Genomic DNA, 24,813 nt, shown 5'->3' with positions numbered 1-24,813 from the left:
TTGAAGTGCGATGCGGACTCGATCCGCTTTTCTTTCCAGAAGCCAACCGGTCCCGGCCCACTCAGGCCGAGGCTGGCCCCAGTGTCTCGATGATCCGGCAATCCTCGATCGTGCCTTGCTTACAGGTCGTCAGCATACGATTCAGTTCGGCGCGCATCTTGCCGAGATCGGCGATCTTCGCATCGATTTCTTCCAGATGGCGCGTCGTGATCTTGTCGACCGCGCCGCACGGGCGGGACCGGTCGTCGGCAAGCGTCAGGAGTTCGCGGACGTCGTCGAGGCGAAAGCCCAAGTCCCGGGCCCGACGGATGAACGACAGGCGCTGCCCATGCTCCTTGCCATAGGTTCGATAATTGGCTGCCGTCCGCGTCGCGCCGGGCAGAAGGCCTTCCTTCTCGTAAAAGCGTATCGTTTCCGTCTTCGTTTGGGTGATACGTGCAAGCTCGCCGATGCGCATGATGCCAACCCTATAGTTTCTGCAAGGCCGGCATAGCTCCGTCGAGCAGCGCGCTCAATGCGCACCGCCGAATTTGAGCCGAATGCCGCCATTTACGACGAAGCCGTCGGTCGGCGCCCAGGCATCGACCGTCCAGCTTCCTTCGGGCGCGCGTTGCGGCAGCAGCAGCGAGTCATATTTGGTCTGACGGATGTTCAGGATATTTTCGGCGTTCACGAACAGGCTGATCTTGCCGAGGGCGATTTCGCCGAGCGCTCCAAGTTCGAAATAGGGGCGGCTGCGCGTGCGATAGGGATTATCGTCGAGCTGCTGGCGGCCGGTATAATAGGCCTCGATCCCGATGCGGCCCTTGCCATGTTCTTCCCACATCCCGACGAGCCCCGCGGCGTGGCGCGGGGTGCGCGGCGTGGTGCGGCGGCCAGTGCCGGCGGGGTCGGATTCGCTGGCGTCGACGAAAACATAGCTGCCGGTGATCGAGAAACCCTGCCAGCGATAGCGTAGCATCAGTTCGCCGCCCCGCGTTCGCGTGGTGCCGGCGGCGTTGACGAGGCGAACGCTGCCAGCGTCGACATCCTGCAATTGTACCGCGTTGTCGATGTCGGAAGCGAAGAGGGTGAAGCTCGCCTCGATCGGTCCTTTGGCATAGCCAAAGTCGAGCGAGGCGGTCTTGGCAGTCTCGGCCTTCAGTGTGCCGATCGGCTCGAGGCGCGAGAGGCCCGCCGCCTCGATCTCGTCGACGAAAGGCGTAGGGGCATAGAAGCCTTTGCCGAGCGAGGCGCGGATCGTCCACGGACCGGGGCGGTAGAGCGCCGAGAGCCGCGGGCTGAAACGCGTGCCATAGTCGCTGTGAAAATCGACGCGTGCGCTGCCGGCGAGCAACAGTTCGTCAGTCAGTTCCTGTTCGACCTGTCCGAACAGGCCGGGGACAGTATAGCTGTAGTCGAAGCCCGGGAAGGCGCGCGAGCGGTAGAGGTCGGCCTGAAACGCTGCGCCCGCCAGCCAGTTCGTCGGCCCGCTTTCCCCGGCGAGCGAGGTTTCGGCGAAGAAGGTGTGCTGCTTGTCGGTTTCGACGCTGGTGCCGAAGAGCTGGCGATGGCGCTGGGTCATCGCCGATGCGCGCACGCCAAGCTTGCCGAGATTTTCGACCGGAAATTCAGCGACGAGACCGGCGTCGAGGCGACTGCTGTCCTGCGTCAAAGGGAAGGCTTGGCCATCGGGCGCGGTGCGGCCAGCGAGCGTGCCGCCGCGGCGGTCCTCTTCCGTCGCCCCAACGGTGATCAGAGCTGTGGCGCCCTCATCGCCTTCCCAGAAAAGGCGCGGCCGGACCGTCCAGCGGTCGAAACCCGGCATGTCGATCCAGCCGTCATCGTCGAGATCCTTGCGCGTCTGGCGATGATAGCCGCCGGTGAGCGAATAGCTCCAGTTCGCGCCGAGCGGCGCAGATGTATAGCCGGTGACATCCTGTCCGTCGCGGGTCGTCGCGTTGAGCAGCAATTCGGATTCCGCATCGGCTTTGGGGCGGCGCGACACAAGGTTGATGACGCCGCCGAGCGCCGAGGGCCCGTAAAGCGCCGACGCCGAGCCCTTGATCACCTCGACCTGGCCGAGGTCGGTCGGCGGAATCTGGAGGAGGCCGATCGACGAGGGCTGGCCGCCGTAGAGCGGCAGGCCGTCGGAGAGAAGCTGCGTGTATCGCCCCGACATGCCCTGCATGCGGATGTTCGACGATCCGAGCGCGGGCGAGGTGACCTGCACGCGCACGCCAGGCGTTTCGGCGACGAGCATCGAGACATTGCCCGGCGTCATCAGCAATTTTTCTTCGATTTCCTCGCGGCCGATGACTTCGACGCGGATCGCCTCGTCCTGCACGCGGCGCCCCGAGCGGGTCGCCTGTACGACAATGTCCTCCTCGCCTTCCTCGGCCTCGTCTTCGTGCTGCTCTTGCGCATGAGCAACGGGCGACCAGGACAATGGGCCCGGCGTCATTGCGGTCGCGGCGACGAGCAGAATGGTCGGGGATTTCACTTCGCTATCTCCGGCTGGATATTCTCCGGCCGCGCATCGGGCGGCCAACCGGTAGCGCCATAAAGGTTGAAGTGGCTACAAGGTCAAGCGCCGTTTGCCTTGCGGATTTTCCGGGCGGGAGCGGACGGTCTGCAGGTGGTCATGAGCTCCGCGGCGCCGGCCGCGGCAGGGCACAAAAAAAGGGCCGCGGATTGCTCCGCGGCCCCATATTTTTGCCTGACGGCCCTGATCGAGGATCAGAAGACGCGGGCGTATTGCTCGTTGCCGACGAAGCCCAGCTTGCCGACGCCGCTGCGCTTGATCACCGCCATGACATTGTCGACGACGATATAGCGCGCATAGGGGTCGGGCTGGACCTGCAGTTCGGGTTCGACCGGCAGCGCCTTGGTCTGTTCCAGATACTGCGCCAGCTGGGCGAGATCGACCGGCGAACCGTTCCAGGTGATCGTCCCGGCGGGATCGATCATCACCTTGTTCTTTTCCGGGTCGACGTTGCTGGCCGCATCGGTCGGAACCGGCAGGTCGATCTTCACCGCGTGGGTCTGGACCGGGATGGTGATGATGAACATGATGAGGAGCACGAGCATGACGTCGATCAACGGCGTCGTGTTCATGTCCATCATCGGTTCATTTTCGTCCCGATCTCCAACTGCCATGGACATGCGATTATTCCTTCGTTCCTAAACGGAGCGCGCCCTTACAGGCGGCCCATCGTGCCCGAGCCAGGAGCCGGTTCCGAAATGAACCCGATCTTCTGGAAGCCGGCATATTGCATGGTGTAGATCACACCACCGATGCACTGGTACGGCGTGTTGACGTCGCCGCGGATGTGCACTTCGGGGAAATTTTCCTCGGTGATATTCTGCGGACCGCCGATATCTTCGAGCAACTGCTCGAGCTTCTTTTGTCCACGTTCCAGCAACTGCTTCGAATCGACCGGGGTCTGGCCCCAATATACTTCACACGCCGTGCTCTCGGGGTTGGGCTCGCCGTCGCCGTCGGTATCAGCCGAACGGATCGAAAGCAGCACATTCTCAGGCTTGGTCGTCGTCACCTCAAACGCCACGTCGGGCAGCTTCAGGTTCACCGTCTCCAACACCACGGGAACCGTGATGAGGAAGATGATGAGCAACACAAGCATGATGTCCACGAGCGGAGTCGTGTTGATTTCGGACATCGGGGCGTCTTCGCCCCCCTTGTCGCCTACACTCATCGCCATAGGATTAGCATCCTGTCACAAAATTTCTGTCACGGACATCGGGACGGCGTGCCTGGAGCCCGCCTTCCCCGTCCAACGGACCCCGCCTTTCGCCACACGGCGACAAGGCGGGGGTCCAAAAGACCGATTAGGCCTTCTTCGGTGCCGCGGCCGGGGCAGCAGCCTTTGCCGGACCGATCGAAGCCGGCTTCACCTGGCCGTTCGACATGATCGAACCGAGAACGTCGTTCGAGAAGGTCGACAGACGGCGGGCGATCGCCTTGTTGCGGCTCTGGAGCCAGTTGAAGGCGAGAACCGCGGGAACGGCGACGATCAGACCGATGGCGGTCATGATCAGAGCTTCACCGACCGGACCGGCGACGGTGTCGATCGACGCCTGACCCGATGCACCGATCTTCACGAGAGCGCGAAGAATACCGATAACGGTACCGAACAGACCGACGAACGGAGCGGTCGAACCGACGGTCGCGAGGAACGCGAGGCCCGAGTTCAGCTTCGAGTTGATGTGGTTCTGCGAACGCTCGAGCGTGCCGTGCATCCAGTCATGGGCTTCGACGGGGTCGGTCAGCTTGTTATGCTCTTCGTTGGCGCGCAGACCGTCTTCGACGACCTGGCGGTACGCGCTGTTCTTTTCGAGCTTCGCTGCGCCGTCGGCGAGCGTCGGAGCGCGCCAGAAGTTGGCGTCGACGGCCTTGCCCTGGTTCATCACCTTGTTCTGTTCGAACAGCTTGGTGAACAGGATGTAGAGCGTGCCGACGAACATGATCAGCAGGACGAGGAAAGTGACCTGCGAGACGATGCCGCCTTCGCACAGCGCGGGAACGAGACCGTAGGGGCTCGCGCCTTCTTCCTTCACGCACATCGCGGCGGGCATCAGGCTGAGCCCCGCGTCGTGGGCCGGTGCTGCCGCAGCGGCGGCATTTGCGATCAGATTAAACATACTGGAAAATCCCTCTCAAAATATTCGATAAGTTCGAAACACAGATCCGGTCGCGCGATCAGCGCGGGATCTGCCAACGGATACGGTTGCTGTACGTGCCGCCCACGGGGTTACCCGCGCGATCCTTGCCCGGGTTGAACCGGCCACGGCGCTGGATAAGCTTGCAGGTTTCGGCATCGAGATCGGCATGGCCGCTCGACGCGGTCACGTCACACGAAGTGATACGGCCATCGGCGCCATAGGTGACGCGGAACCCGGTGGTGCCTTCACGCTCTTCGCGCATCGCACGGGCCGGATAGTCGTCGTTCGTCGCCCAGCGGCCCGGGTTGCCCTTCGGCGTACCGGCGGCACTGAGGTCGGGCGTCGGCGGCGGCGCCGGGGGTGCCGGCGGCGTATAGACGGGCGGGGGCGGCGTCGGCGGCGCCTTCGGCACCGACTGGACCGTATTGGTCGTTACCGGCGGCGGAATCGGCGACGGCGGCGTCACAACCGGCGGCGGCGGCGGCAGCTTGTTGTCTGGCGGCGGCGGCGGCGGGGGCTCCTCCGGCGGCGGCGGCTCTTCAACGTCCACCACATCCAATTTTTCGGCGAGTTTCTTGACGATACTGATATTCAAGCCGTTAACCAGGCCATAGCCTAGAACCGCAGTGAGCAGACCAACCAAGACAATCGCCACTACCCTATTTTTAGGGTCGACATTATCACCATAAGCCATTCAGGGACGACGCTCCTTGCTAGATCATCCTGACACCAATTCCCTGCCGACGGGTTCGGTTGCCAAATGCCCGGATGATTTCCGATGCGTTGTGCGAGACCCGACGGCGCTACGTTCGGCTTGTTATGTTTTTGCCGGACGCTTCGCGGCCCGTCCTATCGCGGTGGCGGCACATTCGCAAACCCTTTATCAGCGGTTAATGTGCCTTGTCCCATGATGGGGATTTCAACGCCGATACCGGTGTCATAAATGACGGAAAGTGGATCGATCATGCGCCTCCCCCACCCGGCTGCCATCGCCGGCATTCTTGCCTTAACTATTGGAATCCCGAGTGTTTCGGCGATGCAGGCGCCGACCCCGGCGCCTGCCGCCAGTCCGTATAGCTATGCCGACATCGCCGATCTGGCGAGCGCCGCACCGATCGCGCTCCACGCACGTATATATAAGGCCGCGGTGCTCAAACCGGCGCAGGCGCCCGGAGTCGCGGCGGGCTATGCCCGATTCTATGTCGAGTCCGACGTTGTAAGCCTGATTCGCGGCGCAGGGCCGCTGGCGGCGCGAATCTCCTATCTCGTCGACCTGCCGCTCGACGCGAAGGGCAAACCGCCGAAGCTCAAGAAAAAACAGCCCGTCCTGCTGTTCGCCCGCCCCGTCGCCGGCGCGACGGCGGGCAGCAGCAACACGGGCAGCATCCGGCTGATCGCGCCCGATGCGCAATTGCCCTGGGATCCGGCGACCGAGGCGCAGCTGCGCGCGGTGCTGACCGAACTCGTCAAGCCGGGGGCCCCGCCCGCGATCACCGGCATCGCCAACGGTTTCCACGTCCCCGGCACGCTGCCCGGCGAGGGCGAGACGCAGCTGTTCCTCAACACCAGCACCGGCGAACCCGTGTCGCTGACCATATTGACCGCAGCCGACGGATCGCGGCGCTGGGCCGCGGCGTTCGGCGAGATCGTCGACGGGTCGGCCGCCGTACCCGCGCGCAATACGCTCGCCTGGTACCGGCTCGCCTGCGGGCTGCCGCGCCAGCTGCCGCTGAACAAGCTCGCGGGCACCGCGCCCGCGGATCGCCGCAAGGCGGCGTCGGACTATGGCGTCATCCTCGGCGCGCTCGGCGAATGCACGCGTACGCGCAAGCCGGTGGGATAAAGATTTGCTTCGGCGCGCCTAAGGCGCGCCGGACTTGTTTCCGTCCAAAAAGCCGATAGGGCGCTCGCAACGGCGGGGCGCAGCTCCGCGCTTTATCGGAGTCCCCGCATGTCGCCCTATTCCGCCCCGACCGCCCCCCGTCCGCCGCTGCGTGTCGCGCTGGCCGGCATCGGCGTCGTCGGTGGCGGGGTGGTGCGGCTGCTCGAGGCGAATCGCGAGCTGATCGCACGCCGCGCCGGACGGCCGATCGAGATCGTCGCGCTGTCCGCGCGCGACCGCCACAAGGATCGCGGCGTCAACCTTTCGCCCTATCGCTGGGAAGACGATATGGATGCGCTGGTCGCGGCCGACGATGTCGATGTCGTCGTCGAGATGATCGGCGGCGCCGACGGCCCGGCGCTGACGCTGGCGCGCCACACGCTCGGCGCGGGCAAGGCGCTGGTCACCGCGAACAAGGCGATGATTGCGCATCATGGTCTGGATCTCGCGCGGCTCGCCGAAGAGAAAGACACACCGCTAAAATATGAAGCCGCGGTCGCGGGCGGGATTCCCGTCATCAAGGCGATCCGCGAGGGCGCGTCGGCGAACGAGATCGCGCGCGTCTATGGCATCCTCAACGGCACGTGCAATTATATCCTGACGCAGATGGAGCGGAACGGCGCGAGCTTCGCCGATGCGCTCGCCGCCGCGCAGGCCGAAGGCTATGCCGAGGCGGACCCGACCTTCGACGTCGACGGCATCGACGCCGCGCATAAATTGTCGATCCTCGCCGCGCTCTGCTTCGGGACACGGCTCGATATCGGCGCGGTGACCGCCGACGGCATCCGCGGGTTGATCGCCGCCGACATTCGCGAGGCCGAGGCGCTGGGGCATCGCGTCCGCCTGATCGGCATGGCCGAGCGCGACGGAAACGGGCTGTATCAGCACGTCCAGCCGTGCCTTGTCCCCGCCGACCATCCGCTCGCCTACGTGCCGGGCGCATTGAATGCCGTCGTCGCCGAAGGCAATTTCGTCGGCCGCCTCTTCTTCGAAGGCGCCGGCGCGGGCGCGGGGCCGACGGCGTCGGCGATCGTCGCCGACATCATCGACATCGCGCGCGACGAATATGGGCCCGCCTTTGCGATGCCGGTCGATTCGCTCGACGCGGCGCCCGTCGCCGACGCGGGGGCGCGTATCGGCAAACATTATGTGCGCCTGATCGTCGAGGACCGGATCGGCGTGCTCGCCGAAATTGCGACGGCGATGCGCGATGCCGGCGTGTCGATCGAGAGCCTGATCCAGCGCGGCAGCGACGACGAAAGCGGCGCCGTGATCGTGCTCGTGACCCACGAGGGCCCGGCCAGCACGATCCACGCTGCACTCGAGACCCTCGCCGCGTCGGACCATGTCGTCGGCACGCCGATGCATATGCCCATATTGGCGCTTTGACCCGCTTGTAATCGCCCGCCCCACTGGTAAGCCTGATGTCGGGGAACGGGGGCATCATGGATATTTCAATCGGACGCGGGCTGGCCGAGGCGCGGGCGCTGGCTGTCGAGCATCGCAATATGTTGGCCGCCTATGTCCTGCTGGGCGTCGTGGTGCCTTTTCTTTTGCTGTCGAGCGAACCGATCTTCAGCTTGCGCACGGCGATGGCGATCCTGTCCGATCCCTGGTCGTATCGCGTCGGCGGCTCGATCACCGGACCGCTCTATCTACTCGGAATCGTCGCCGCGATCGTCGCGGGGGCGATGCTCGCGGCGTGGAACGGCATTCTCGCCGAAATGCGCGAGGGCTATATTTCGGAAATCATGTACGGGATGGTTGCCGGCTTCGCCTATCTGCTCGCCAACCTGTTGCTCGGCATCGGATTCGGCCTTCTGACCACGCTTCCGATCCTGCTTCTGGTCGGCCTCGACGGCTTCGGCCAGATATATGGCACGCCCTTGTTCGAGGCGCATCGCTTGCTGACGGCGCTCGCCGGATCGTGGATCGGTACGAGATTTTGCCTGGCCGGAGCGATCATGGGCGAACGCGGGACGCTCGAGCCGGTATCGGCTTTCGCCGAATCGTGGCGGCGCACACGCACGGCGCAATGGCGCCTCTTCGGCTTTTACCTTCTATATGGCGCGGTCTTCGGGATTCTCGGCGCGGGGTTGCTGGTCGCGCACGGCGCGGTGATCATCGCGAGCGCGCCCGGCGGGCTCGCCGAAACGGTGATGAGCCTCGGCTGGGTCCTGCTCTTCGCGCTCTATTTCCTGGGCCAGATATTGATCCCGGCCGGCCTCTATCGCGCAAGCGCACCCGCAGCGACGGTGGCCGAGGTCTTTGCCTAGGGCTCCTCTTCGGGCGCCGCCGGGGTGCCCGTTTCGGGGTCGGTCGCGCGCTTCATGGCTTCGAACTGCTCATTATATTCGGGGCCGGGTTTCGCCCGGCCGCCGAGCGACATCCAACTATAGGGGAGCTTGTCGAGGCTCATCGCCTTCGCCTCGGCGCGCGGCAGTTTCGGCGGCGCCTCGCGGCCCTCGTTCGCGATCGCGCGCAGTTCGGGCGACAGCCGATGGCGTTCGGTGTCGGTGCCACACACATTGATCGAGCCGTCGTCGGCGGGTTTGCAGCGCTTGATCGGGTCGACCATTTCCTTGGCCTTTGCGGCCGCCTCGTCGGCTTTGGACTTGGGGGGCGGGGGTGCTGGTGGCCCAACCATCTGCGCGCCGGCCGAGGGCGCCGTCATGCCAATGACACAGGCCGTCGCGAGAGCGGCTCCGAATCGGGCGAAGTATCCTCGACAAGCGGGGCGTGCGACCATATGGCGCCCACCATGCCCGACCGGGGCGCCAAGGCAAGACCAAAGACGGAGAGCAGCAGACATGACGGATACCGGCAGCAACCTAGACCGGGTGCTCGTACTCGAAATGGTGCGCGTCACCGAAGCCGCGGCGATCGCTGCCGCGAAGCTGATCGGACGTGGCGACGAGAAGGCCGCCGATGCCGCCGCGGTCGAGGCGATGCGCACCGCGTTCAACACGCTCTATATGGACGGCACGATCGTCATCGGCGAAGGCGAACGCGACGAGGCGCCGATGCTCTATATCGGCGAGAAGGTCGGGATGGCTCCCGGCAAAGGCCCCAAGATCGACATCGCGGTCGACCCGCTGGAAGGCACGACGATCACCGCGAAGGCGGGCCCCAACGCGCTCGCGGTGCTCGCGATCGCCGAAGAGGGATGCCTCCTCAACGCCCCCGACGTCTATATGGACAAGCTCGCGGTTGGCCCCGGCTATTCGGCCAATGTGGTCAATTTCGACAATAGCGTGCGCCAGAATGTCGAAGCCGTCGCGCGCGAAAAGGGCTGCAAGCCCGAACAGATTATCGTCTGTGTGCTCGACCGCCCGCGCCACGAGACGATCATCAGCGAGTTGCGCGCGATCGGCTGCGGCGTCGCGCTGATCCCCGACGGCGACGTCGCAGGCGTGATCGCGACGACCAACCCCGAGACTAATATCGACATTTATATGGGATCGGGCGGCGCCCCCGAGGGCGTGCTTGCCGCGGCGGCGCTGCGCTGCGTCGGCGGCCAGTTCAAGGGCCGCCTGCTGTTCCGCAACGACGACGAACGGCTGCGCGCGAAAAAATGGGGCATCGACGATCTCGACCGCGTCTATGACCTCGAGGACCTCGCCAGCGGCGATGTCATCTTCGCCGCGACCGGCGTCACCGACGGATCGCTGCTGCGCGGCGTCAAGCGCCGCCGCGACGGCATGATGACGACCGAAACGGTCGTGATGCGCGCCTCGTCGGGCACCGTGCGCTGGGTTAAGGGCGAGCATCGCGCGCACTGACCACCGGGTTGACGGACCTGTCCCAACTGTATTAATTTCATAATACAGTTGGGAGCCCGTGATGTTGAGCCTGCTGATCGCCGCGAGCCTCGCCGGGCCGGACATGCGTCCGTTGCATCATTATCGCCGCACCAACGGCGACGGCAGCGAGGCCGAGGATATCCATGTCTTTGTCGAGGCGCCGGACCGCGTCGCGGTGATGAAGGAAAAGTCGCGTTGCACCAACGCGGCTTATGTGACGGCGGCCCTCGATCCCGCGACGGGGCAGGCGACCGCGCTGGTCGGTGGACGGCTGACGCGCGATTTGCGGCAGCAACCGTTCGCCTGGCTCACGGCGAGCGGCGACGGCACGAAGCTGGCCGCGCGGATCGGGTCGGCCGACGCGCCGCCGAGTTTCGAGATCGCGGCACGGCCGCCGTGGCGCATCTATGATTTCGACTTCGCCGATATGGCCGCGCATCCGCCCAAGGCGGTGGGGGCGCTGGCGGATTTCTCGTTTGACCTGCCGCTGATCCTGAGCCGCGGCGACGGGTTCGATTTCAGCAATCGCGGGCGGATGTTTCTGAAAGGCGGCGCGCGGGTGCGCCATTTCGGCGGGCCAGCGATCCGCTATCGCGCGTCGGGCGCGGCGGGGCGCGGGACGATGTGGTTCGATGCGCGATCAGGGGTGCTGCTCGAGGTGCGGCTGCCGCTGGCCAACCATAGCGAGTATCGCGATTTCCGCCTCCGGCTGATCCGCACCCATTATGGCGAAGCGGCGTGGAAGGCGACGCTTGCCGATCATTGGCGCGGGTGCCCGGCGGCCGATGGCTGAGGCGTCAGAAGATTCCGGCGGCGAGGCCCTCGGCCAGCGCGGCGCCAAGGTCGTGCGCTTCGGCAAGACGGTTGGGGGCAATCATCTTCGGCGCAAGGATCGCTTCGGGGGTCTGCGCAGCGGTGTTCACGATGATGGGATCGGCGACGCGCTTCAACCGCCAGCCGGTGGCGATGCGGTCGAGCTGGCGCTGGGCGTTCTCGCCGTCCGACCCCGCGCAGATGATCGTCGCATAGGGGCGCCCTTCGAGCTTGCCGAGACAGGGGTAGTAACAGCGGTCGAACATCTCCTTCATCGCGCCCGAGAGCGCGGCGAGATTTTCGGGGCCGACGAAAAGATAGCCGCCCGCAGCCAGCAGCATCTCCGGCGTTACATCCGCCACCGCGACGAGCGCCGCGGTTTGCGCGCCTTCGGCGGCCGCCCGCGCGAGCGCTTCGCTGCCGCCGGTACGGCTGTGCCAGGCGATCAGCAGGTGCGGCGCGTCGGTCATGCGCCGATGCTTGCCAAGCCCCGGCACGCGGCGCAAGCTGCCCCGACAAATGGGGGAGATATGACATGCGCCGACTGACCGCCCTGCTGCTCGCGAGCAGCCTGCCCTTAGCCGCGACCGCGCAGGACGCCGCGAGCGACCAGACGCGGACCGCACAGGCCGAGATCGCGGGGCGCCTGCCGCTGAACGATCCACGCGACGAAGCCAATGTGATGCGCGGCAAGCTCGCCGAAATTCCGGGTGGGGTCATTCTCGACGCGAATGGCAAAACGGTTTGGGACCGGCGCCCCTACGAGTTCCTGAGCAAGGCCGAGGCGCCCGATACGGTGAACCCGTCGCTGTGGCGGCAGGCGCGGCTCGACGCGGTGCACGGGTTGTTCGAGGTCGTTCCGGGCAAGATCTGGCAGGTCCGCGGCTACGATATTTCGGTAATGACGATCATCCGCGGCAAGTCGGGCTGGATCATCGTCGACCCGCTGCTGTCGGAGGAAGCCGCGGCGGCAAGCTGGAAACTGTTCACCGATACGGTCGAGGCGAAGGCGGGCAAGTTGCCGATCAGGGCGGTGATCTTTTCGCACAGCCATAGCGACCATTTCGGCGGCGTCGGCGGCATCGTCACCCCCGAACAGGTCAGGGCGCAGAAAATCCGCATCATCGCGCCGCACGGCTTTTCGGAAGAAGCGACGTCGGAGAATGTGCTGGCGGGCGGTGCGATGGGGCGCCGCGCGCTCTATATGTTCGGTGCGATCCTGCCGCCGGGCGAAAAGGGGCAGGTCGACACCGGGCTGGGGCCGAAGCTGTCGTCGGGCACCGTTGGCTATATGGAGCCGACCGAGACCGTCGGCGAAAAGGGCGGGACGCTGACGATCGACGGGCTGGCGTTCGACTTCCTCGACGCGGGAAGCACCGAGGCGCCGTCGGAGTTCGTCTTCTACATCCCCGCTTACAAGGCTTTGCACACGACCGAGGTCGTTACGCACACGCTGCACAATGTTCTGACCCTTCGCGGGGCGCAGGTGCGCGACGCGCTGCACTGGTCGAAGGTGATCGACGCGATGCTGCTGAAATGGGGCGGCATCGCCGAGGTCGCGATGGCGTCGCACCATTGGCCGACATGGGGCTCGGGCGAAGTGTCGTCGCTGCTGGCGAACCAGCGCGATGCCTATCGTTACGTCCACGACCGCACGCTGTTCCTCGCGAACCGCGGCGCGACCCTGCACGAGCTCGCCGACCAGACCGCCGAGGCACCGGTGCAGGGCCGGGATTTTTCGACGCGCGGCTATTATGGCACGCTCAACCACGACATGAAGGCGGTGTATCAGCGCTATTTCGGCTGGTGGGACGGCAATCCCGCCAACTTCAACCCGCTGCCGCCCGAACAATCGGCGCCCAAATATGTTGCGCTCGCGGGCGGGGCCGACAAGCTGCTCGCGGCGGGGCGCGAGGCGCTGAAGGCGGGCGATTATCGCTGGGCGGCCGAGCTGCTCAACAAGCTCGTCTTTGCGCAGCCGGACAATAAGGAGGCGCGCGCGGCGCTGGCGTCGGCGTACGACCAGATGGGCTATCAGGCCGAATCGGGTGCCTGGCGAAACTATTATCTCGCCGGTGCGGCGAGCCTGCGCGGCAATGCCGTCGAGGCGTCGACCGGCAACGGGCAGAGCCGCAGCTTTGTGAGCGCGATCCCGACCGCGGTGTTTTTCGATGCGCTCGCGACGCGGTTCGATGCCGCGAAGGGGAGCGCCATCAAAGGGACGTTCCAGTTCGTGCTGCCCGACAGCAAGGAGACGGTCGCGGTGGTCGTCGGAGGCGGGGTCGAATTCCCGCGCTATGGCGTGACCGACGCCGCGCCGACCGCGACGGTGACGATCGACCGCACGATCCTCGACGAGGCGATGATGGGCCGCGCGCAATTCCCCGCGCTGATCCAGTCGGGCGCGATCAGGATCGACGGCGACCGCATGGCGTTCCTGTCGTGGTTCGCGCTGCACCCGCCCGTCGACCCGCGCTTCAATGTGGTTGTGCCCTGATGGCCCGAACGACTAACGGAGGAACATGACCGACATCCCTGCCGCGGCCCCGACCGATCCCTTCGCCCCCGATGCGCTCAATGCCGCCGAGGGGCTCGACCCGGTCGCGCCCGCCTATGCGCAGGTTTTGCGCGTCGCCACCGCGCTCAACCTGATCCCGCTCGCGATTGGCGCGAGCGTGTTCGACGCGCTGCTGATCCGGCAAATCGAGGGGCCGTACGGGCTGATCACCGCGGCGGCGTGGCTGATCGCGATCGTGGTGATCGTCTCCTTCCCGTCGCGGCGCGTGTCGCGCTGGGGCTACAAGATCGGCGAGGGGCAGCTCCGCGTCGCGCGCGGCTGGCTGTTCCGCACCGACACGATCGTTCCCTTTGTGCGCGTCCAGCACATCGACGTCGGGCAGGGGCCCATCGAACGCTGGTTCGGGCTGTCGCACCTGATCGTCCACACGTCGGGCACGCACAACAGCACGGTGACGCTGCCGGGGCTGCACAGCGACCTTGCCGCCGCGATGCGCGAGACGATCCGCCGCCATATCCAGACCGATTTCGCATGAGCGACGCCGTCGCCATGACGACCGAAGCCGAACCCGACTGGCAGCGGCTGCACCCCGCAACGCTGGCGCTGGCGGTCGTCAAGCTGGGGCCGCGGTCGTTGCAGTTCCTTCCCGCGGTCGCCGCCCTCGGCTTTACGGGCAATTGGCTGTGGATCGTCCCCGCGATCGGCGCCTTTCTGCTCATCTCGCTGGCGGCTGCGTGGTTCCAGTGGCTGCGCTTCCGCTTCCTCGTCGGCGACGACGAGGTGGTGATCGAAAGCGGCGTCTTTTCCCGCCAGCACCGCACCATCCCCTTCGACCGCATCCAGGACGTCAGTATCGAACAGGGGCTCGTCTCGCGCGCGCTCGGCATCGCCAAGGTCGGGTTCGAAACGGGCGCGGGCGGCAAGGAGAATGACGCGAGCCTCGACGCGATCGCGCTGGGTTCGGCGCAGGCGCTGCGCACGACGATCCGCGCGCATCGCAGCGGCGAGGTGCCGGCACCCGTTGCAACCGCCGATGCGCCCGAGGCGCCTCCCGCAACTGAGGACCGGCTGCTGTTCGCGATGACGCCGCGCCAGTTGCTGATCGCCGGCCTGTTCAACTTCTCGCTCGCCGCGCTAGCCGTCGTCGGTGCAGGCATGCAGTTTTTCGACGGACTGTTGCCGTTCGATTTCAACGTCTTCAACCCGATGGACTGGATCGATATCGCCGAGGATTACGGGCTCGACCAGTGGTTGCTCGCGCATCGCTGGATTGCGGGGGTCGGTGCGGCGCTGTCGCTGCTGCTGATCGGATTCGCGAGCGGGATCGCGACGATGTTTTTCGCGAACTGGGATTTCCGGCTGACGCGCGAGCCCCGCACGCTGCGCCGTACCCGCGGGCTCACGACGCGCACCGACGTCGCGGTGCCGGTGAAGCGCGTGCAGGCGGCGATCCTCGTCACCGGCTGGCTGCGCCAGCGCTTCGGCTGGCACGAACTGCGCCTGCAGAGCCTCGCCAGCGACGGCGAGAAGGAACGCGACCATCAGGTCGTACCCTTCGCCAAGCTGGGCGAGATCGACCCGGTGCTCGCCGAGGTCGCCATAAGGCGCCCCGGCGCCGGCCAAGCGTGGCAGCATAGTCACCGCATCGTCGCGCTCGGGCCGATCATCGGCGCTGTGTGCGCGACGATCGGCGGCGGGGTCGCGCTCTATCTGGGCAATGCGGTCGGCTGGCTCGGGCTGGTCGCGGCGCCGTTGATCGCGCTCATCGCCTTCTGGGCGGCGCGCTTCCATCGCTGGGCCGACCTTGGCGAACAGGTCGCGATCCGGCGCGGGGCGTGGAAACCCAAGATGACCTTGCTGCCGCACGCGTCGGTGCAGAGCGTCGACCTCAAGAGCGATTTCATCCTGCGCCCGCTCGGCCTCGCGACTTTGGTGTTCGGCGTGCCCGGCGGTAGTTCGCTCGCAACGCACGAGATTCCCGCGATCCCGCTCGCCGCCGCGCAGGACCTTCGTACCCGCATCCTCGCCGCGAGGGCGCGGTCATGAGCGAGACGGCACTCGGGATTACGCACTCGATCAAGGGCCAGCCGTGGCATTGGCGCCGCGCGAGCGCCGACATGGCGTCCGAAAATCTCGCGCCCGACGACCTGGTCACGCAATTGCTGCTCGCGCGCGGGGTGGCGCGCGACGACCTCGACCGCCAGCGCACGCCGACCTTGCGCGGTTTCATGCCCGACCCGTCGCTGTTCCGCGACATGGACGCCGCCGCCGCGCGGCTCGCCGATGCGGTCGAGCGCAGGGAGGCGGTGACGATCTTCGGCGATTATGACGTCGACGGCGCGACCTCGGCCGCCTTGCTCGTGCGGCTGCTGCGCGGGCTGGGGCTGCCTGCGGGGGCGTATATCCCCGACCGGCTGATGGAAGGATACGGCCCGTCGGGCGCGGCGCTGGTCAAGATCGGCGAGGCGGGATCGAAGCTGGTCGTGACCGTCGATTGCGGCGCGCAGGCGTTCGATGCGATCGCCGAAGCCAAGGCGGCGGGGGTCGAGGTGATCGTCGTCGACCATCACCAGTGCGCGACCACCCTGCCCGACGCGCTGGCGCTGGTGAACCCGAACCGGCTCGATGAGGAACCCGATGCGGCCATCCACGGCAATCTTGCCGCGGTCGGGGTCGCCTTCCTGCTCGGCGCCGCGCTGCTGCGCACACTGCGTGCGCGCGGTTTCTTCGCGACGCGCGACGAGCCCGCGCTGATCGACCTGCTCGATCTGGTCGCGCTCGGCACGGTCGCGGACGTCGCGGGGCTCACCGGCTTCAACCGCGCGCTCGTGACGCAAGGGCTGAAGGTGATGGCGCGGCGCGGCAACACCGGGCTGGCGGCGCTGATGGACGCGGCGCGGCTCACCAAGCCGCCGAGCGCGAGCGACATGGGCTTTGCGCTGGGGCCGCGGATCAATGCCGGCGGCCGCGTCGGCAAGTCCGACCTTGGCGTGCGCCTGCTCACCACGAGCGACCCGCAGGAGGCGGCCGATATCGCCGTCGAACTCAACCGGCTGAACGAAGAGCGGCGCGCGATCGAAGCGGCGGTGCTCGACCAGGCGATCGAGGCGAGCGCGGCGTGCGGCAACGCCCCCGTCGCGATCGTCGCCGGACAGGGCTGGCACCCGGGGGTGATCGGGATCGTCGCGGGGCGCCTCAAGGAGCGGTTACACCGCCCCGCAATCGTCATCGCGGTCGACGAGGATGGCGTCGGCAAGGGATCGGGGCGCTCGATCAATGGCGTCGACCTCGGCGCCGCAATCCTCGCCGCAAAAGAAACCGGCCTGCTCGTCGCGGGCGGCGGGCATGCGATGGCCGCCGGCCTCACCGTTGCCGCCGACAAGGTCGACGCGCTCGGCGCGTACCTCAACGACCGGCTCGCCACCGATGTCGAGCGCGCAAGCGGCGACAAGTCGCTGCTGATCGACGCGGTGCTCGCGCCGCGCGGTATCAACCCGCTCTGGTGCGACGCGATCGAGAGCGCGGGCCCCTATGGCGCCGGCTGGCCCGCACCGCGCGTTGCGACCGGCCCGGTGCGGATCGTCGAATCGGGGATCGTCGGCACCGACCATGTCCGCCTGATCGTGTCGGGCGACGACGGCGCACGGTTCAAGGCGGTCGCGTTTCGCAGCGCCGAGAGCGAATTGGGACAGGCGCTGCTGCACGCGCGCGGGCGTAAATTATGGCTCGCGGGCCGTGCAAAACGCGACGATTGGGGCAGCCGGCCGGCCGCCGAACTCCATTTGGAGGATGCCGCCTGGGCCGATTAGCAGTTGGCCGATCCGCCGCGGCGCAATATTTTTGCGCAGGTCCGCTTGACCGTTCCGGAAGGCCCGTCTAAGGCGCCGCTTCACCGATCAGACGGCCCCTTCGTCTAGCGGTCTAGGACGTCGCCCTTTCACGGCGAAAACACGGGTTCGAGTCCCGTAGGGGTCACCATCGGTTCCGGGAGCGGTCGGCTCCCTTTTCCGCAAATTTCCGACCCACACGGCCCCTTCGTCTAGCGGTCAGGACGCGGCCCTCTCACGGCTGAAACACGGGTTCGATTCCCGTAGGGGTCACCAGCAGGCGGGCTAGCGCTCGCGCCCCGCTTCGTCGGCCATTTGCGCGATCGGCGACAGCAGATACTGGATGATCCGCCGCTCGCCCGTCTTGATCTCCGCCTGTACCGCGAGCCCCGGACCGATGCGCTGGTCGCGGCTCCCGACGCGGATCGTCCGCTGCGCGAGCCGGATGCGCGCCGAATAGACGAGGCCCTGCGGTGGCGGCGGGCCGCTCGGCCGTTCGCCCTTCGCCTCGCCGCCCTGCGCGGGCATGTCGATCGCATCGCGGCTGATGCTCTCGACGGTGCCGGGGACGATCCCGTAATCGGTGAACGGGAACGCCTCGAGCTTGACGCGCACCGCCTGCCCCTCGCGGATGAAGCCGATGTCGCGGTTGAGGATATGCGCCTCGACGACCGCCTCGGCATCGTCGGGGACGATAATCATCAGCGGCTGCGCGGGCTGGACGACCCCGCCGATCGTATTGAGGACCAGCTGCTGCACCGTGCCCGACACCGGCGCGCGGAGTTGCTGGAACGCCGCGCGCCGCGCCGATTTGGTGACTTCCTCGCGCGCCAGCCCCGATTTCTCCTGGCTTTCGGACAGCTCGGCGACCGCAAGCTTGCCGAAGCTGCCGCGCAGCCGCATCAGCTGCGCGTCGATATTGCCGATTGCGGCGCGCGCCTGCGCCGCCTGCGCGCGCTGGACCTCGATATTCTGTTCATGCTCGACCTTGAGCTGCTCATATTCGAGCAGACGGATCTTCGAGAAATAGCCCTTCTCGGACAGTTCCTGCCGTGCCGCGAGCTGCTGGTCGACGAGCGGCAGCGTACGTTCGAGCTTGGCGATCTCGGCCAGCGATCCGGCGAGCTCGGCACTGCGTTCGGCGCGCTGCTGGACGAGGCTGGCGCGTTCGCCTTCATATTCGGCGATGGCGCTGCGGACATATTGCTGCTGGGTGCGGACAACTTCGGCGCTCGTCCCCGCCGGCGCCGCAAAGGCCCCCTTGCCGCCGCCGAGATGTCCGAGCAAGGCCGCGTTGCGCGCCGCGACCACTTCCGAGGTCAGCAGATTGCTCGACGCCTGTGCCGCGTCGGCGCCGGCGAGCGTCGGATCGAGCTCGACGAGCAGGTCACCGGCGTTCACATGCTGGCCGTTCTTCACATGGATCGCGCGCACATAGCCGATCTCGATCGGCTGGATCACCTTCACATTGCCCGACGGCACGACCTTGCCGGTCGCGGTCGCGATGACGTCGACCTTGCCGACGAACGACCAGATGAGCCCGATCGTGAACAGGCCGGCGAGCGACAGCATCAGCCAGCGCCACCCCGGGCTCGGCGGCTTTTCCATGATCTCGAGCGCGGCGGGCAGGAATTCATGGTCGGTCCGCGGCCGCGCGTTCGCCTCGGCCGCATCCTGCATCCGCCAACTCGCCCTGAAAATCGCGACATGCCGGGCGATCGCCGGAAAGCGGGTCGCAAAACGTTCGCCAAGGCTCATGGCTGGGTCACTCCCATCTGCTTGGCATAAAGCTGGGCATAACGGCCCCGCGCACGCAGCAGCTCCTCATGCGTTCCTTCCTCGGTCACTTCGCCGGCTTCGACGGTGACGATGCGGTCGCACTGGCGGACCGCCGACAGCCGGTGCGCGATGATGATCACGGTGCGTCCCTTGGCGATGCTCGCAAGGTTCGTCTGGATGATCTCCTCGCTCTCGGCATCGAGCGCCGAGGTCGCTTCGTCGAGGATCAGGATGCGCGGATCGTTCACGAGCGCGCGCGCGATCGCGATACGCTGGCGCTGGCCGCCCGACAGATTGCCGCCGCGTTCGTCGAGGACCGTATCATAGCCGTGGTTCATCGCGAGGATGAACTCATGGGCGCCCGCGAGCTCTGCCGCCGCGATCACCGCGGTCATCGGCAGCGTCGGATCGCCGAGCGCAATATTCTCGCGCACCGTGCGGTTGAACAGGATATTTTCCTGGAGCACGACACCGATCTGGCGGCGTAGCCACGGCGGATCGACGAGCGCGAGGTCGACGCCATCGACGAGCACGCGGCCCTGTTCGGGGACATAGAGGCGCTGGACGAGCTTGGTCAGCGTCGACTTACCCGACCCCGACGGGCCGACGATGCCGATCATCTCGCCCGCCGCCATGTCGAGGCTGACCCCGCGCAGCGCCTCGGGCGCATCGGGACGATAGCGAAAGCGCACCTTGTCGAAGCTCACATGCCCCGCGATCGGCGGCAGGCTGGCGCGGTTCGGATTATATTCGGGCTCGGCGGGCGTGTTGAGCACATCGGCGAGGCGATCCACCGAAATGCGCACCTGCTGGAAATCCTGCCACAGCTGCGACAGGCGCAGCACCGGCGCCGCGACGCGTCCCGACAGCATGTTGAACGCGACGAGCGACCCCACCGACAGATCGCCCGCGATCACCGCCTTCGCGCCGAAATAGAGGATCGCGACCGTCGTCAGCTTCGAGACGACCTGGATCAGATGGCTGCCGAGATTGGCGAGCTTTGCGACGTCGAATCCGGTGTTGGTGTAGCCCGAAAACAGCTTCTCCCAGCGGTCGCGCATCTGCGGTTCGACCGCCATCGATTTCAGCGTGCCGATGCCGGTCACGCTTTCGACGAGGAACGACTGATTCTCCGCCCCACGGCGGAATTTCTCTTCGAGCAGCGCGCGGAGCGGCGGCGAGATGACGACCGATATCAGGATATAGCAGGGGATCGAGAGCAGCACGATCATCGTCAGGAACGGCGAATAGACGAACATTACCGCAAAGAAGACGATGGTGAAAAACAGGTCGATCACCACCGTAACGGCATTCGATGTCAGAAATTCACGGATGCTTTCGAGTTCGCGCACGCGGGCGATGCTGTCACCGACGCGCCGCGCCTCGAAATAACCAAGCGGCAGGTTGAGCAGGTGGCGGAACATCTTCGACGACAGTTCGCTGTCGACGCGGTTCGTCGTGTGCGCGAACAGCCAGTTGCGCAGCCCCGACATGAGCGTTTCGAACAGCAGGATAACGGTAAGACCGAAGGCCAGCACGTCGAGCGTCGTCATGGATTGGTGGACGAGCACCTTGTCGATCACGAGCTGGAAAAAGATCGGCGAGACGAGCCCCATCAGCTGAAGGAAGAAGGAGCCGATCAGCACGTCGCGCAACGGTTTGCGATATTTTACCAGCGCGGGAATGAACCAAGCGATGTCGAAGGGCCGCTTCTCGCCCGCCATCGCTTCACGCGAGGTCAGCAGCAGCAGCCGCCCCGAAAAATTCTGCGCGGCCGCTTCGGCGGTCCAGATTTCAGGCCGCTCGGCATCGCCGCGCTGGACAAGATAACGCGGCGTGAGGCTCGCGTCCTCGATCTTGAGCAGGATGACGCTGCTACCGTCGCGGCATTCGGCGAGCGCGGGGAGCGGAAGCTTGGGCAGGTCGCCGATCGGCGCGGTACGGATCCGGGCGATCAGCGCGAGCCGCTTCGCCAGCCGCACAAGGTCCTCGACCGTCCATGGATCGTCGCCGCGACCCCGATCGTGGATGATCTGGCTGGGGTCCGCCGCCGTGCCGAGAAATTTGGCCAGCAGCACGAAGCAGGCGAGCGACGGGCTCAATGCCGGCGCGGCAGCCACGCCGGCATCGGCGGGGGAGCCGGTAGGCGCGGCCTCATCCTTTATCGAAAAACCGGACATTCGTTTGCGACCCTCGCAATCCTATCAATCGACGGCGATCGCGTGGGGGACGGGCAACAGGAACCGCGCCACTCAAAACCAGTCGTTCGGGCTGATTCCACCATCTAGACTGCGGTACAGTTTCAATGTTTTCATGGAACCCCCGGCTATTAGCTTGGCTCTGAATATCCGCCAAGCGCGGCAGCGGCTAGATGGAATCTAATCTAAACTGGCGGCGCCGCGCCGCCGCGCGGCAAAGCCGGCCACAGCGACAAGCGACGGATAGCTTTCACCACGGAAATACTGGCCGTTCCAATAACCGAAATCGACCGGCGGGCCGTGCGATCAGTAATATTTGATTTTTTCAACGACTTGGGGAAAGTAACCGCCGACGATATACTGTCGATCTTTCGGGGGGAGGATGCGTTGCGGATTGGGAGCGAGCGGAAGCGGGGCAGGACACGCGCGCCGTGGGGTGTCTGTCTGTTGGCAGCGGCGGCGCTGCTTGGGCCTTGGGGCGCGCTGGCCGCGGAGGATTCCAAATCGCCCCCCGTCGCGCCGGCTTTTACCCAGCTGCCGACCAGCGCCTTTGCCGAGCTTCCTTTCGTCGAAGATGTCGACCTGTCGCCCGACGGCACGCATATCGCGGGGCTGTTCGGGGTCGGAGGCGAGCAGCGTATCCTGATGATGCCCGTGCGCGGCGACCGGTCGAAGCCCGTCATCGTCGCGGTTCCCGACCAGACGCAGGTCGCGTGGATCCGCTGGGTCGGAAACGACAATATCATCGTCGGCCTATATGCGCTGATGCCCGTCGAGGGCGATCGCTGGTATATTTCGCGCGCGATCGGCATCCATCGCGGCACGGGCAAGATCACCAAGCTGCTGTGGGACAGCGGCGGGCAGAATGCGTCCGACATATTATGGATTCCGGCCGACGGCGGGACCGAAATCCTCATTGCCGCGCAAAACTCGATCTATAGCAATCAGGCCGATTTCTGGCCGACGGTCTATCGCGTCGATGTGGCGACCGGACGCAAGCGGATCGCAGAAAGGCCGCGTGCAAACATCTTCGATTGGGGCGCCGATCATCTCGGCCAGGTTCGCTTCGGCATCGGCTATCGCGATGCAAGCACCCAATCGACCCTGTTGTTCCGATCGAACGGCGAGGGATCGTTGCGCGTCATCGACAGCGCGAAGCTCGGCGACGAAGAAGAACTGACGGTGCCCTTCCACTTCGTGCCCGGCAGCAACAATGGTTTCGTCATCACCGAAAGCGAAGGCGGACGGTCGGCGGTCGTCGAAGTCGACATTCCGACCGGCAAGCCCGTGCGGACAGTCTATGCCGCCGACGGCGTCGATGTCGAAAGCGTTTTGATGGCGTCGAACGGGGCGAAGCTGCTCGGGGTCCGGACGAGTGACCGCGACACCCCGCTGCGCTGGCTCGATCCGGCGATGGCGGCGCATCAAAAGACGCTCGAAGAGGCATCGCCGCAATCAGCCGTGCGAATCGAGAGTATCAGCGCCGATCAAAGCAAGATGCTCGTCCGCTTCAGCACCCCCGACAATCCGGGCCTGCTCTTCTATTTCGATGCCGCGACCGGCGACCTCGTCAAGCTCGCGGCGATGAACGACACGATCGGCGGCAAGCGCCTGTCGCGCGGGCGGATGGTCCGGTACAAGGCGCGCGACGGGCTGGAGATCGAGGGCGTGTTGACGATGCCGCGCGGCCGGCGCGACAAGAACCTGCCCTTCATCGTCATGCCCCACGGCGGACCTTGGGGGCATGACGAACTGACCTATGACTATTGGGCGCAGTTCCTTGCCGAGCGCGGCTATGCGGTGCTCCAGCCCAATTTTCGCGGCTCGACCGGCTATGGCGCGGCGTTCGAAAAGGCGGGCCAGGGGCAGCTCGGCTTCGCGATGCAGGACGATGTTAGCGACGGCGTGCATTGGGCGGTGAAGGAGGGGATCGCCGACCCGAAACGCGTCTGCATCGTCGGCGGCTCGTACGGCGGCTATGCCGCGATGTGGGGAACCGTCAAGGATCCCGACCTCTATCGCTGCGCGATTTCGGTCAACGGCGTCGCCAATTTGCGCCGCGAGGTCAATGATTTCGGCGGGTTGATGCGCGAGCGCCTCTATCGCGGCCAATGGCAGCGGATGACTCCCGATTTTGCCGCCGTGTCGCCGATCAATGCGATCGCCCGGATCAAGGCCCCGCTGCTGCTGATCCACGGCAAGAAGGACGTCACGGTCGATCATGGCCAGTCGGCGCGCATGTATGCGGCGATGACGAAGGCCGGCAAGACGGTCGAGTTCGTCTCGGTCCCGCTTGCCGACCATTATTTCACGCGTCAGGCCGATCGCATGACCTTGCTGACCTCGATCGAAACCTTCCTCGCAAAGCATAACCCCGCCGACTGACGCGCGCGCGGCGGCTCACCGATCCGCCGCCGCCGACGGATTTGCGGGCGAGGGGTCGGACCGCCCTCCGAAATGGCGCCGCCGCCGATATGTCCATGCTGTCCGCGAACGCGCTTCGCGGGCAGCATGGCCGGGTGACCGAAAACGGGGGCCATATCCATTTGATCCTGCCCGACCCGACCGAGCGGGCGGCGTGTTTCCGCGTGCTTGCGGCGGGATCCGAACGCATCGTCCGCAGCTTTGCCAGCGCCGATGCGTGGATCGAGGCCGAAGGCAGCGATTCCTGCGCAATCCTGCTCTTTCACTGGCGGCAGCCGGGCGCGACCGATGGCGCGGCGCTGCTCGACCATATCGCGGGGCGCGGCGGGACCGCCGCCTTCGTCGCCGCCGAACAGCTGAGTATCGCCGAATCGCGTGCGATCCTGCGCGGCGGGGCGCAGGATCTGTTACCCGCGCCGCTCGACCCGCGCCTCGTCCGCCGCACGATCGATGCGGCACTGGCCGACTGGCGCGCACGGCAGGGTGTGCTCGACCGGCACCGCGAAGCCGAAACGCGGCTGGCGGCACTGACCCCGCGCGAGCGCGACATTTTGGACGCCATCGCCGCGGGCCTTGGCAACAAGGCGATTGCGCGGCAGCTGGAACTCAGCCCGCGCACGGTCGAGGTTCATCGCGCCAACATCATGCGCCGGGCGGGCGCCGGAAATGTCGCCGAACTGCTGCGGTTGCAGTTCATCGCCGAGTTCGCGCGCGCCGCACCGATCGATTCGGTCCGTTTTGGTGTATGATCGCGGTGGAACCCGGCCGAAAGCCGCGCGTAGCGCCTATAAGGGAAATGAACGGTGCACCGCCCATGAGTTGGTCCCCACGGGCGCTGCCGTTCATTCGCATGGGATCAACCCCACCTGATCCCGTGCAACAAACGGCCGGCCGAGGAAATCCCTCC

General features: G+C 66.0%; 21 protein-coding genes and 2 tRNA genes. 13 read left to right on the top strand and 10 right to left on the bottom strand.

Annotated features, from left to right (window positions below; all coding sequences use genetic code 11):
* Positions 1 to 61 precede the first annotated feature (61 nt).
* The 6 genes from GGC65_RS14725 to GGC65_RS14700 all read right to left on the bottom strand — a co-directional run bounded on the left by GGC65_RS14725 (position 62) and on the right by GGC65_RS14700 (position 5,356).
* Complete coding sequence (locus GGC65_RS14725; RefSeq protein WP_192647851.1) at positions 62 to 457, bottom strand: MerR family transcriptional regulator; 396 nt, start codon at positions 455 to 457, stop codon at positions 62 to 64.
* A 54-nt stretch (positions 458 to 511) separates the two neighbouring features.
* On the bottom strand, positions 512 to 2,482 hold the full coding sequence (locus tag GGC65_RS14720) for a TonB-dependent receptor (protein WP_318780171.1): 1,971 nt from the start codon (positions 2,480 to 2,482) through the stop codon (positions 512 to 514).
* A 236-nt stretch (positions 2,483 to 2,718) separates the two neighbouring features.
* Positions 2,719 to 3,144, bottom strand: a complete 426-nt coding sequence (locus tag GGC65_RS14715; protein ID WP_192647850.1) for an ExbD/TolR family protein — start codon at positions 3,142 to 3,144, stop codon at positions 2,719 to 2,721.
* A gap of 35 nt (positions 3,145 to 3,179) precedes the next feature.
* Positions 3,180 to 3,701, bottom strand: coding sequence for an ExbD/TolR family protein (locus GGC65_RS14710; RefSeq protein ID WP_192647849.1), 522 nt, complete (start codon positions 3,699 to 3,701; stop codon positions 3,180 to 3,182).
* Positions 3,702 to 3,828: 127 nt separating this feature from the next.
* Positions 3,829 to 4,641 (bottom strand): MotA/TolQ/ExbB proton channel family protein, encoded by an 813-nt coding sequence (locus GGC65_RS14705; RefSeq protein WP_192647848.1) that lies wholly within the window; start codon positions 4,639 to 4,641, stop codon positions 3,829 to 3,831.
* A gap of 58 nt (positions 4,642 to 4,699) precedes the next feature.
* Positions 4,700 to 5,356, bottom strand: a complete 657-nt coding sequence (locus GGC65_RS14700) for an energy transducer TonB (RefSeq protein WP_192647847.1) — start codon at positions 5,354 to 5,356, stop codon at positions 4,700 to 4,702.
* Between the two features lie 342 nt (positions 5,357 to 5,698).
* Here GGC65_RS14700 and GGC65_RS14695 point away from each other — a divergent pair, with 342 nt between their 5' ends.
* The 3 genes from GGC65_RS14695 (at position 5,699) to GGC65_RS14685 (ending at position 8,820) form a co-directional block, all read left to right on the top strand.
* On the top strand, positions 5,699 to 6,505 hold the full coding sequence (locus tag GGC65_RS14695) for a hypothetical protein (protein ID WP_225940831.1): 807 nt from the start codon (positions 5,699 to 5,701) through the stop codon (positions 6,503 to 6,505).
* A 108-nt stretch (positions 6,506 to 6,613) separates the two neighbouring features.
* Positions 6,614 to 7,933 carry a homoserine dehydrogenase gene (locus tag GGC65_RS14690; protein WP_192647845.1) on the top strand — a complete coding sequence of 440 codons (1,320 nt, stop codon included), beginning with the start codon at positions 6,614 to 6,616 and terminating at the stop codon, positions 7,931 to 7,933.
* A gap of 56 nt (positions 7,934 to 7,989) precedes the next feature.
* On the top strand, positions 7,990 to 8,820 hold the full coding sequence (locus tag GGC65_RS14685) for a hypothetical protein (RefSeq protein WP_192647844.1): 831 nt from the start codon (positions 7,990 to 7,992) through the stop codon (positions 8,818 to 8,820).
* Here the strand turns inward: GGC65_RS14685 and GGC65_RS14680 are convergent.
* Entirely contained in the window at positions 8,817 to 9,218 is a 402-nt protein-coding gene (locus GGC65_RS14680) for a hypothetical protein (RefSeq protein WP_225940830.1), read from the bottom strand. The genes GGC65_RS14685 and GGC65_RS14680 overlap by 4 nt on opposite strands.
* 136 nt (positions 9,219 to 9,354) lie before the next feature.
* Between GGC65_RS14680 and glpX the strand changes: the two genes are divergently transcribed.
* Both glpX and GGC65_RS14670 read left to right on the top strand, forming a co-directional pair.
* Positions 9,355 to 10,326, top strand: coding sequence for a class II fructose-bisphosphatase (gene glpX / locus GGC65_RS14675; RefSeq protein ID WP_192647842.1), 972 nt, complete (start codon positions 9,355 to 9,357; stop codon positions 10,324 to 10,326).
* 61 nt (positions 10,327 to 10,387) lie between these two features.
* On the top strand, positions 10,388 to 11,140 hold the full coding sequence (locus GGC65_RS14670; protein WP_192647841.1) for a hypothetical protein: 753 nt from the start codon (positions 10,388 to 10,390) through the stop codon (positions 11,138 to 11,140).
* A gap of 4 nt (positions 11,141 to 11,144) precedes the next feature.
* Here the strand turns inward: GGC65_RS14670 and GGC65_RS14665 are convergent, their stop codons facing one another.
* On the bottom strand, positions 11,145 to 11,630 hold the full coding sequence (locus GGC65_RS14665; RefSeq protein ID WP_192647840.1) for a flavodoxin family protein: 486 nt from the start codon (positions 11,628 to 11,630) through the stop codon (positions 11,145 to 11,147).
* A 65-nt stretch (positions 11,631 to 11,695) separates the two neighbouring features.
* Here GGC65_RS14665 and GGC65_RS14660 point away from each other — a divergent pair, with 65 nt between their 5' ends.
* The 6 genes from GGC65_RS14660 (at position 11,696) to GGC65_RS14640 (ending at position 17,781) form a co-directional block, all read left to right on the top strand.
* Positions 11,696 to 13,657 carry an alkyl/aryl-sulfatase gene (locus GGC65_RS14660; protein ID WP_192647839.1) on the top strand — a complete coding sequence of 654 codons (1,962 nt, stop codon included), beginning with the start codon at positions 11,696 to 11,698 and terminating at the stop codon, positions 13,655 to 13,657.
* Between the two features lie 25 nt (positions 13,658 to 13,682).
* Positions 13,683 to 14,213 carry a PH domain-containing protein gene (locus GGC65_RS23420; RefSeq protein WP_225940829.1) on the top strand — a complete coding sequence of 177 codons (531 nt, stop codon included), beginning with the start codon at positions 13,683 to 13,685 and terminating at the stop codon, positions 14,211 to 14,213.
* Positions 14,210 to 15,724 (top strand): PH domain-containing protein, encoded by a 1,515-nt coding sequence (locus GGC65_RS14655; RefSeq protein ID WP_225940828.1) that lies wholly within the window; start codon positions 14,210 to 14,212, stop codon positions 15,722 to 15,724. Before GGC65_RS23420 ends, GGC65_RS14655 begins: the two co-directional genes overlap by 4 nt.
* Positions 15,721 to 17,487, top strand: a complete 1,767-nt coding sequence (gene recJ, locus GGC65_RS14650; protein WP_192647838.1) for a single-stranded-DNA-specific exonuclease RecJ — start codon at positions 15,721 to 15,723, stop codon at positions 17,485 to 17,487. The genes GGC65_RS14655 and recJ overlap by 4 nt, the downstream gene beginning before the upstream one ends.
* Positions 17,488 to 17,580: 93 nt before the next feature.
* A tRNA-Glu gene (locus tag GGC65_RS14645) sits at positions 17,581 to 17,656 on the top strand.
* Between the two features lie 50 nt (positions 17,657 to 17,706).
* Positions 17,707 to 17,781 (top strand) — tRNA-Glu (locus GGC65_RS14640).
* Positions 17,782 to 17,790: 9 nt separating this feature from the next.
* Here GGC65_RS14640 and GGC65_RS14635 read toward each other — a convergent pair.
* Positions 17,791 to 19,263 (bottom strand): HlyD family type I secretion periplasmic adaptor subunit, encoded by a 1,473-nt coding sequence (locus GGC65_RS14635; protein ID WP_192647837.1) that lies wholly within the window; start codon positions 19,261 to 19,263, stop codon positions 17,791 to 17,793.
* A complete protein-coding gene (locus GGC65_RS14630; RefSeq protein ID WP_192647836.1) occupies positions 19,260 to 21,464 on the bottom strand; it encodes a type I secretion system permease/ATPase in 2,205 nt (734 codons plus the stop codon). Before GGC65_RS14630 ends, GGC65_RS14635 begins: the two co-directional genes overlap by 4 nt.
* Positions 21,465 to 21,929: 465 nt before the next feature.
* Between GGC65_RS14630 and GGC65_RS14625 the strand changes: the two genes are divergently transcribed.
* Together GGC65_RS14625 and GGC65_RS14620 are read left to right on the top strand one after the other, a co-directional pair.
* Positions 21,930 to 23,867 carry an alpha/beta hydrolase family protein gene (locus tag GGC65_RS14625; RefSeq protein ID WP_192647835.1) on the top strand — a complete coding sequence of 646 codons (1,938 nt, stop codon included), beginning with the start codon at positions 21,930 to 21,932 and terminating at the stop codon, positions 23,865 to 23,867.
* Between the two features lie 89 nt (positions 23,868 to 23,956).
* A complete protein-coding gene (locus GGC65_RS14620; protein WP_192647834.1) occupies positions 23,957 to 24,655 on the top strand; it encodes a response regulator transcription factor in 699 nt (232 codons plus the stop codon).
* Positions 24,656 to 24,813 lie beyond the last annotated feature (158 nt).

The sequence above is a fragment of the Sphingopyxis sp. OAS728 genome (genome assembly GCF_014873485.1).
In the GTDB taxonomy this organism is placed as follows: Bacteria; Pseudomonadota; Alphaproteobacteria; order Sphingomonadales; family Sphingomonadaceae; genus Sphingopyxis.
Note: the sequence above shows the minus strand (reverse complement) of the source record. Positions and strands in the feature narration are given on the sequence as shown.

Bases quoted from the DNA above. Each gene is read 5' to 3' on its own strand.
- GGC65_RS14725 (WP_192647851.1), bottom strand. From the start codon at position 457: ATGCGCATCGGCGAGCTTGCACGTATCACCCAAACGAAGACGGAAACG.
- GGC65_RS14715 (WP_192647850.1), bottom strand. From the start codon at position 3,144: ATGTCCATGGCAGTTGGAGATCGGGACGAAAATGAACCGATGATGGAC.
- GGC65_RS14710 (WP_192647849.1), bottom strand. From the start codon at position 3,701: ATGGCGATGAGTGTAGGCGACAAGGGGGGCGAAGACGCCCCGATGTCC.
- GGC65_RS14705 (WP_192647848.1), bottom strand. From the start codon at position 4,641: ATGTTTAATCTGATCGCAAATGCCGCCGCTGCGGCAGCACCGGCCCAC.
- GGC65_RS14700 (WP_192647847.1), bottom strand. From the start codon at position 5,356: ATGGCTTATGGTGATAATGTCGACCCTAAAAATAGGGTAGTGGCGATT.
- GGC65_RS14695 (WP_225940831.1), top strand. From the start codon at position 5,699: ATGCAGGCGCCGACCCCGGCGCCTGCCGCCAGTCCGTATAGCTATGCC.
- GGC65_RS14690 (WP_192647845.1), top strand. From the start codon at position 6,614: ATGTCGCCCTATTCCGCCCCGACCGCCCCCCGTCCGCCGCTGCGTGTC.
- GGC65_RS14685 (WP_192647844.1), top strand. From the start codon at position 7,990: ATGGATATTTCAATCGGACGCGGGCTGGCCGAGGCGCGGGCGCTGGCT.
- GGC65_RS14680 (WP_225940830.1), bottom strand. From the start codon at position 9,218: ATGACGGCGCCCTCGGCCGGCGCGCAGATGGTTGGGCCACCAGCACCC.
- glpX (WP_192647842.1), top strand. From the start codon at position 9,355: ATGACGGATACCGGCAGCAACCTAGACCGGGTGCTCGTACTCGAAATG.
- GGC65_RS14670 (WP_192647841.1), top strand. From the start codon at position 10,388: ATGTTGAGCCTGCTGATCGCCGCGAGCCTCGCCGGGCCGGACATGCGT.
- GGC65_RS14665 (WP_192647840.1), bottom strand. From the start codon at position 11,630: ATGACCGACGCGCCGCACCTGCTGATCGCCTGGCACAGCCGTACCGGC.
- GGC65_RS14660 (WP_192647839.1), top strand. From the start codon at position 11,696: ATGCGCCGACTGACCGCCCTGCTGCTCGCGAGCAGCCTGCCCTTAGCC.
- GGC65_RS23420 (WP_225940829.1), top strand. From the start codon at position 13,683: ATGACCGACATCCCTGCCGCGGCCCCGACCGATCCCTTCGCCCCCGAT.
- GGC65_RS14655 (WP_225940828.1), top strand. From the start codon at position 14,210: ATGAGCGACGCCGTCGCCATGACGACCGAAGCCGAACCCGACTGGCAG.
- recJ (WP_192647838.1), top strand. From the start codon at position 15,721: ATGAGCGAGACGGCACTCGGGATTACGCACTCGATCAAGGGCCAGCCG.
- GGC65_RS14635 (WP_192647837.1), bottom strand. From the start codon at position 19,263: ATGAGCCTTGGCGAACGTTTTGCGACCCGCTTTCCGGCGATCGCCCGG.
- GGC65_RS14630 (WP_192647836.1), bottom strand. From the start codon at position 21,464: ATGTCCGGTTTTTCGATAAAGGATGAGGCCGCGCCTACCGGCTCCCCC.
- GGC65_RS14620 (WP_192647834.1), top strand. From the start codon at position 23,957: ATGTCCATGCTGTCCGCGAACGCGCTTCGCGGGCAGCATGGCCGGGTG.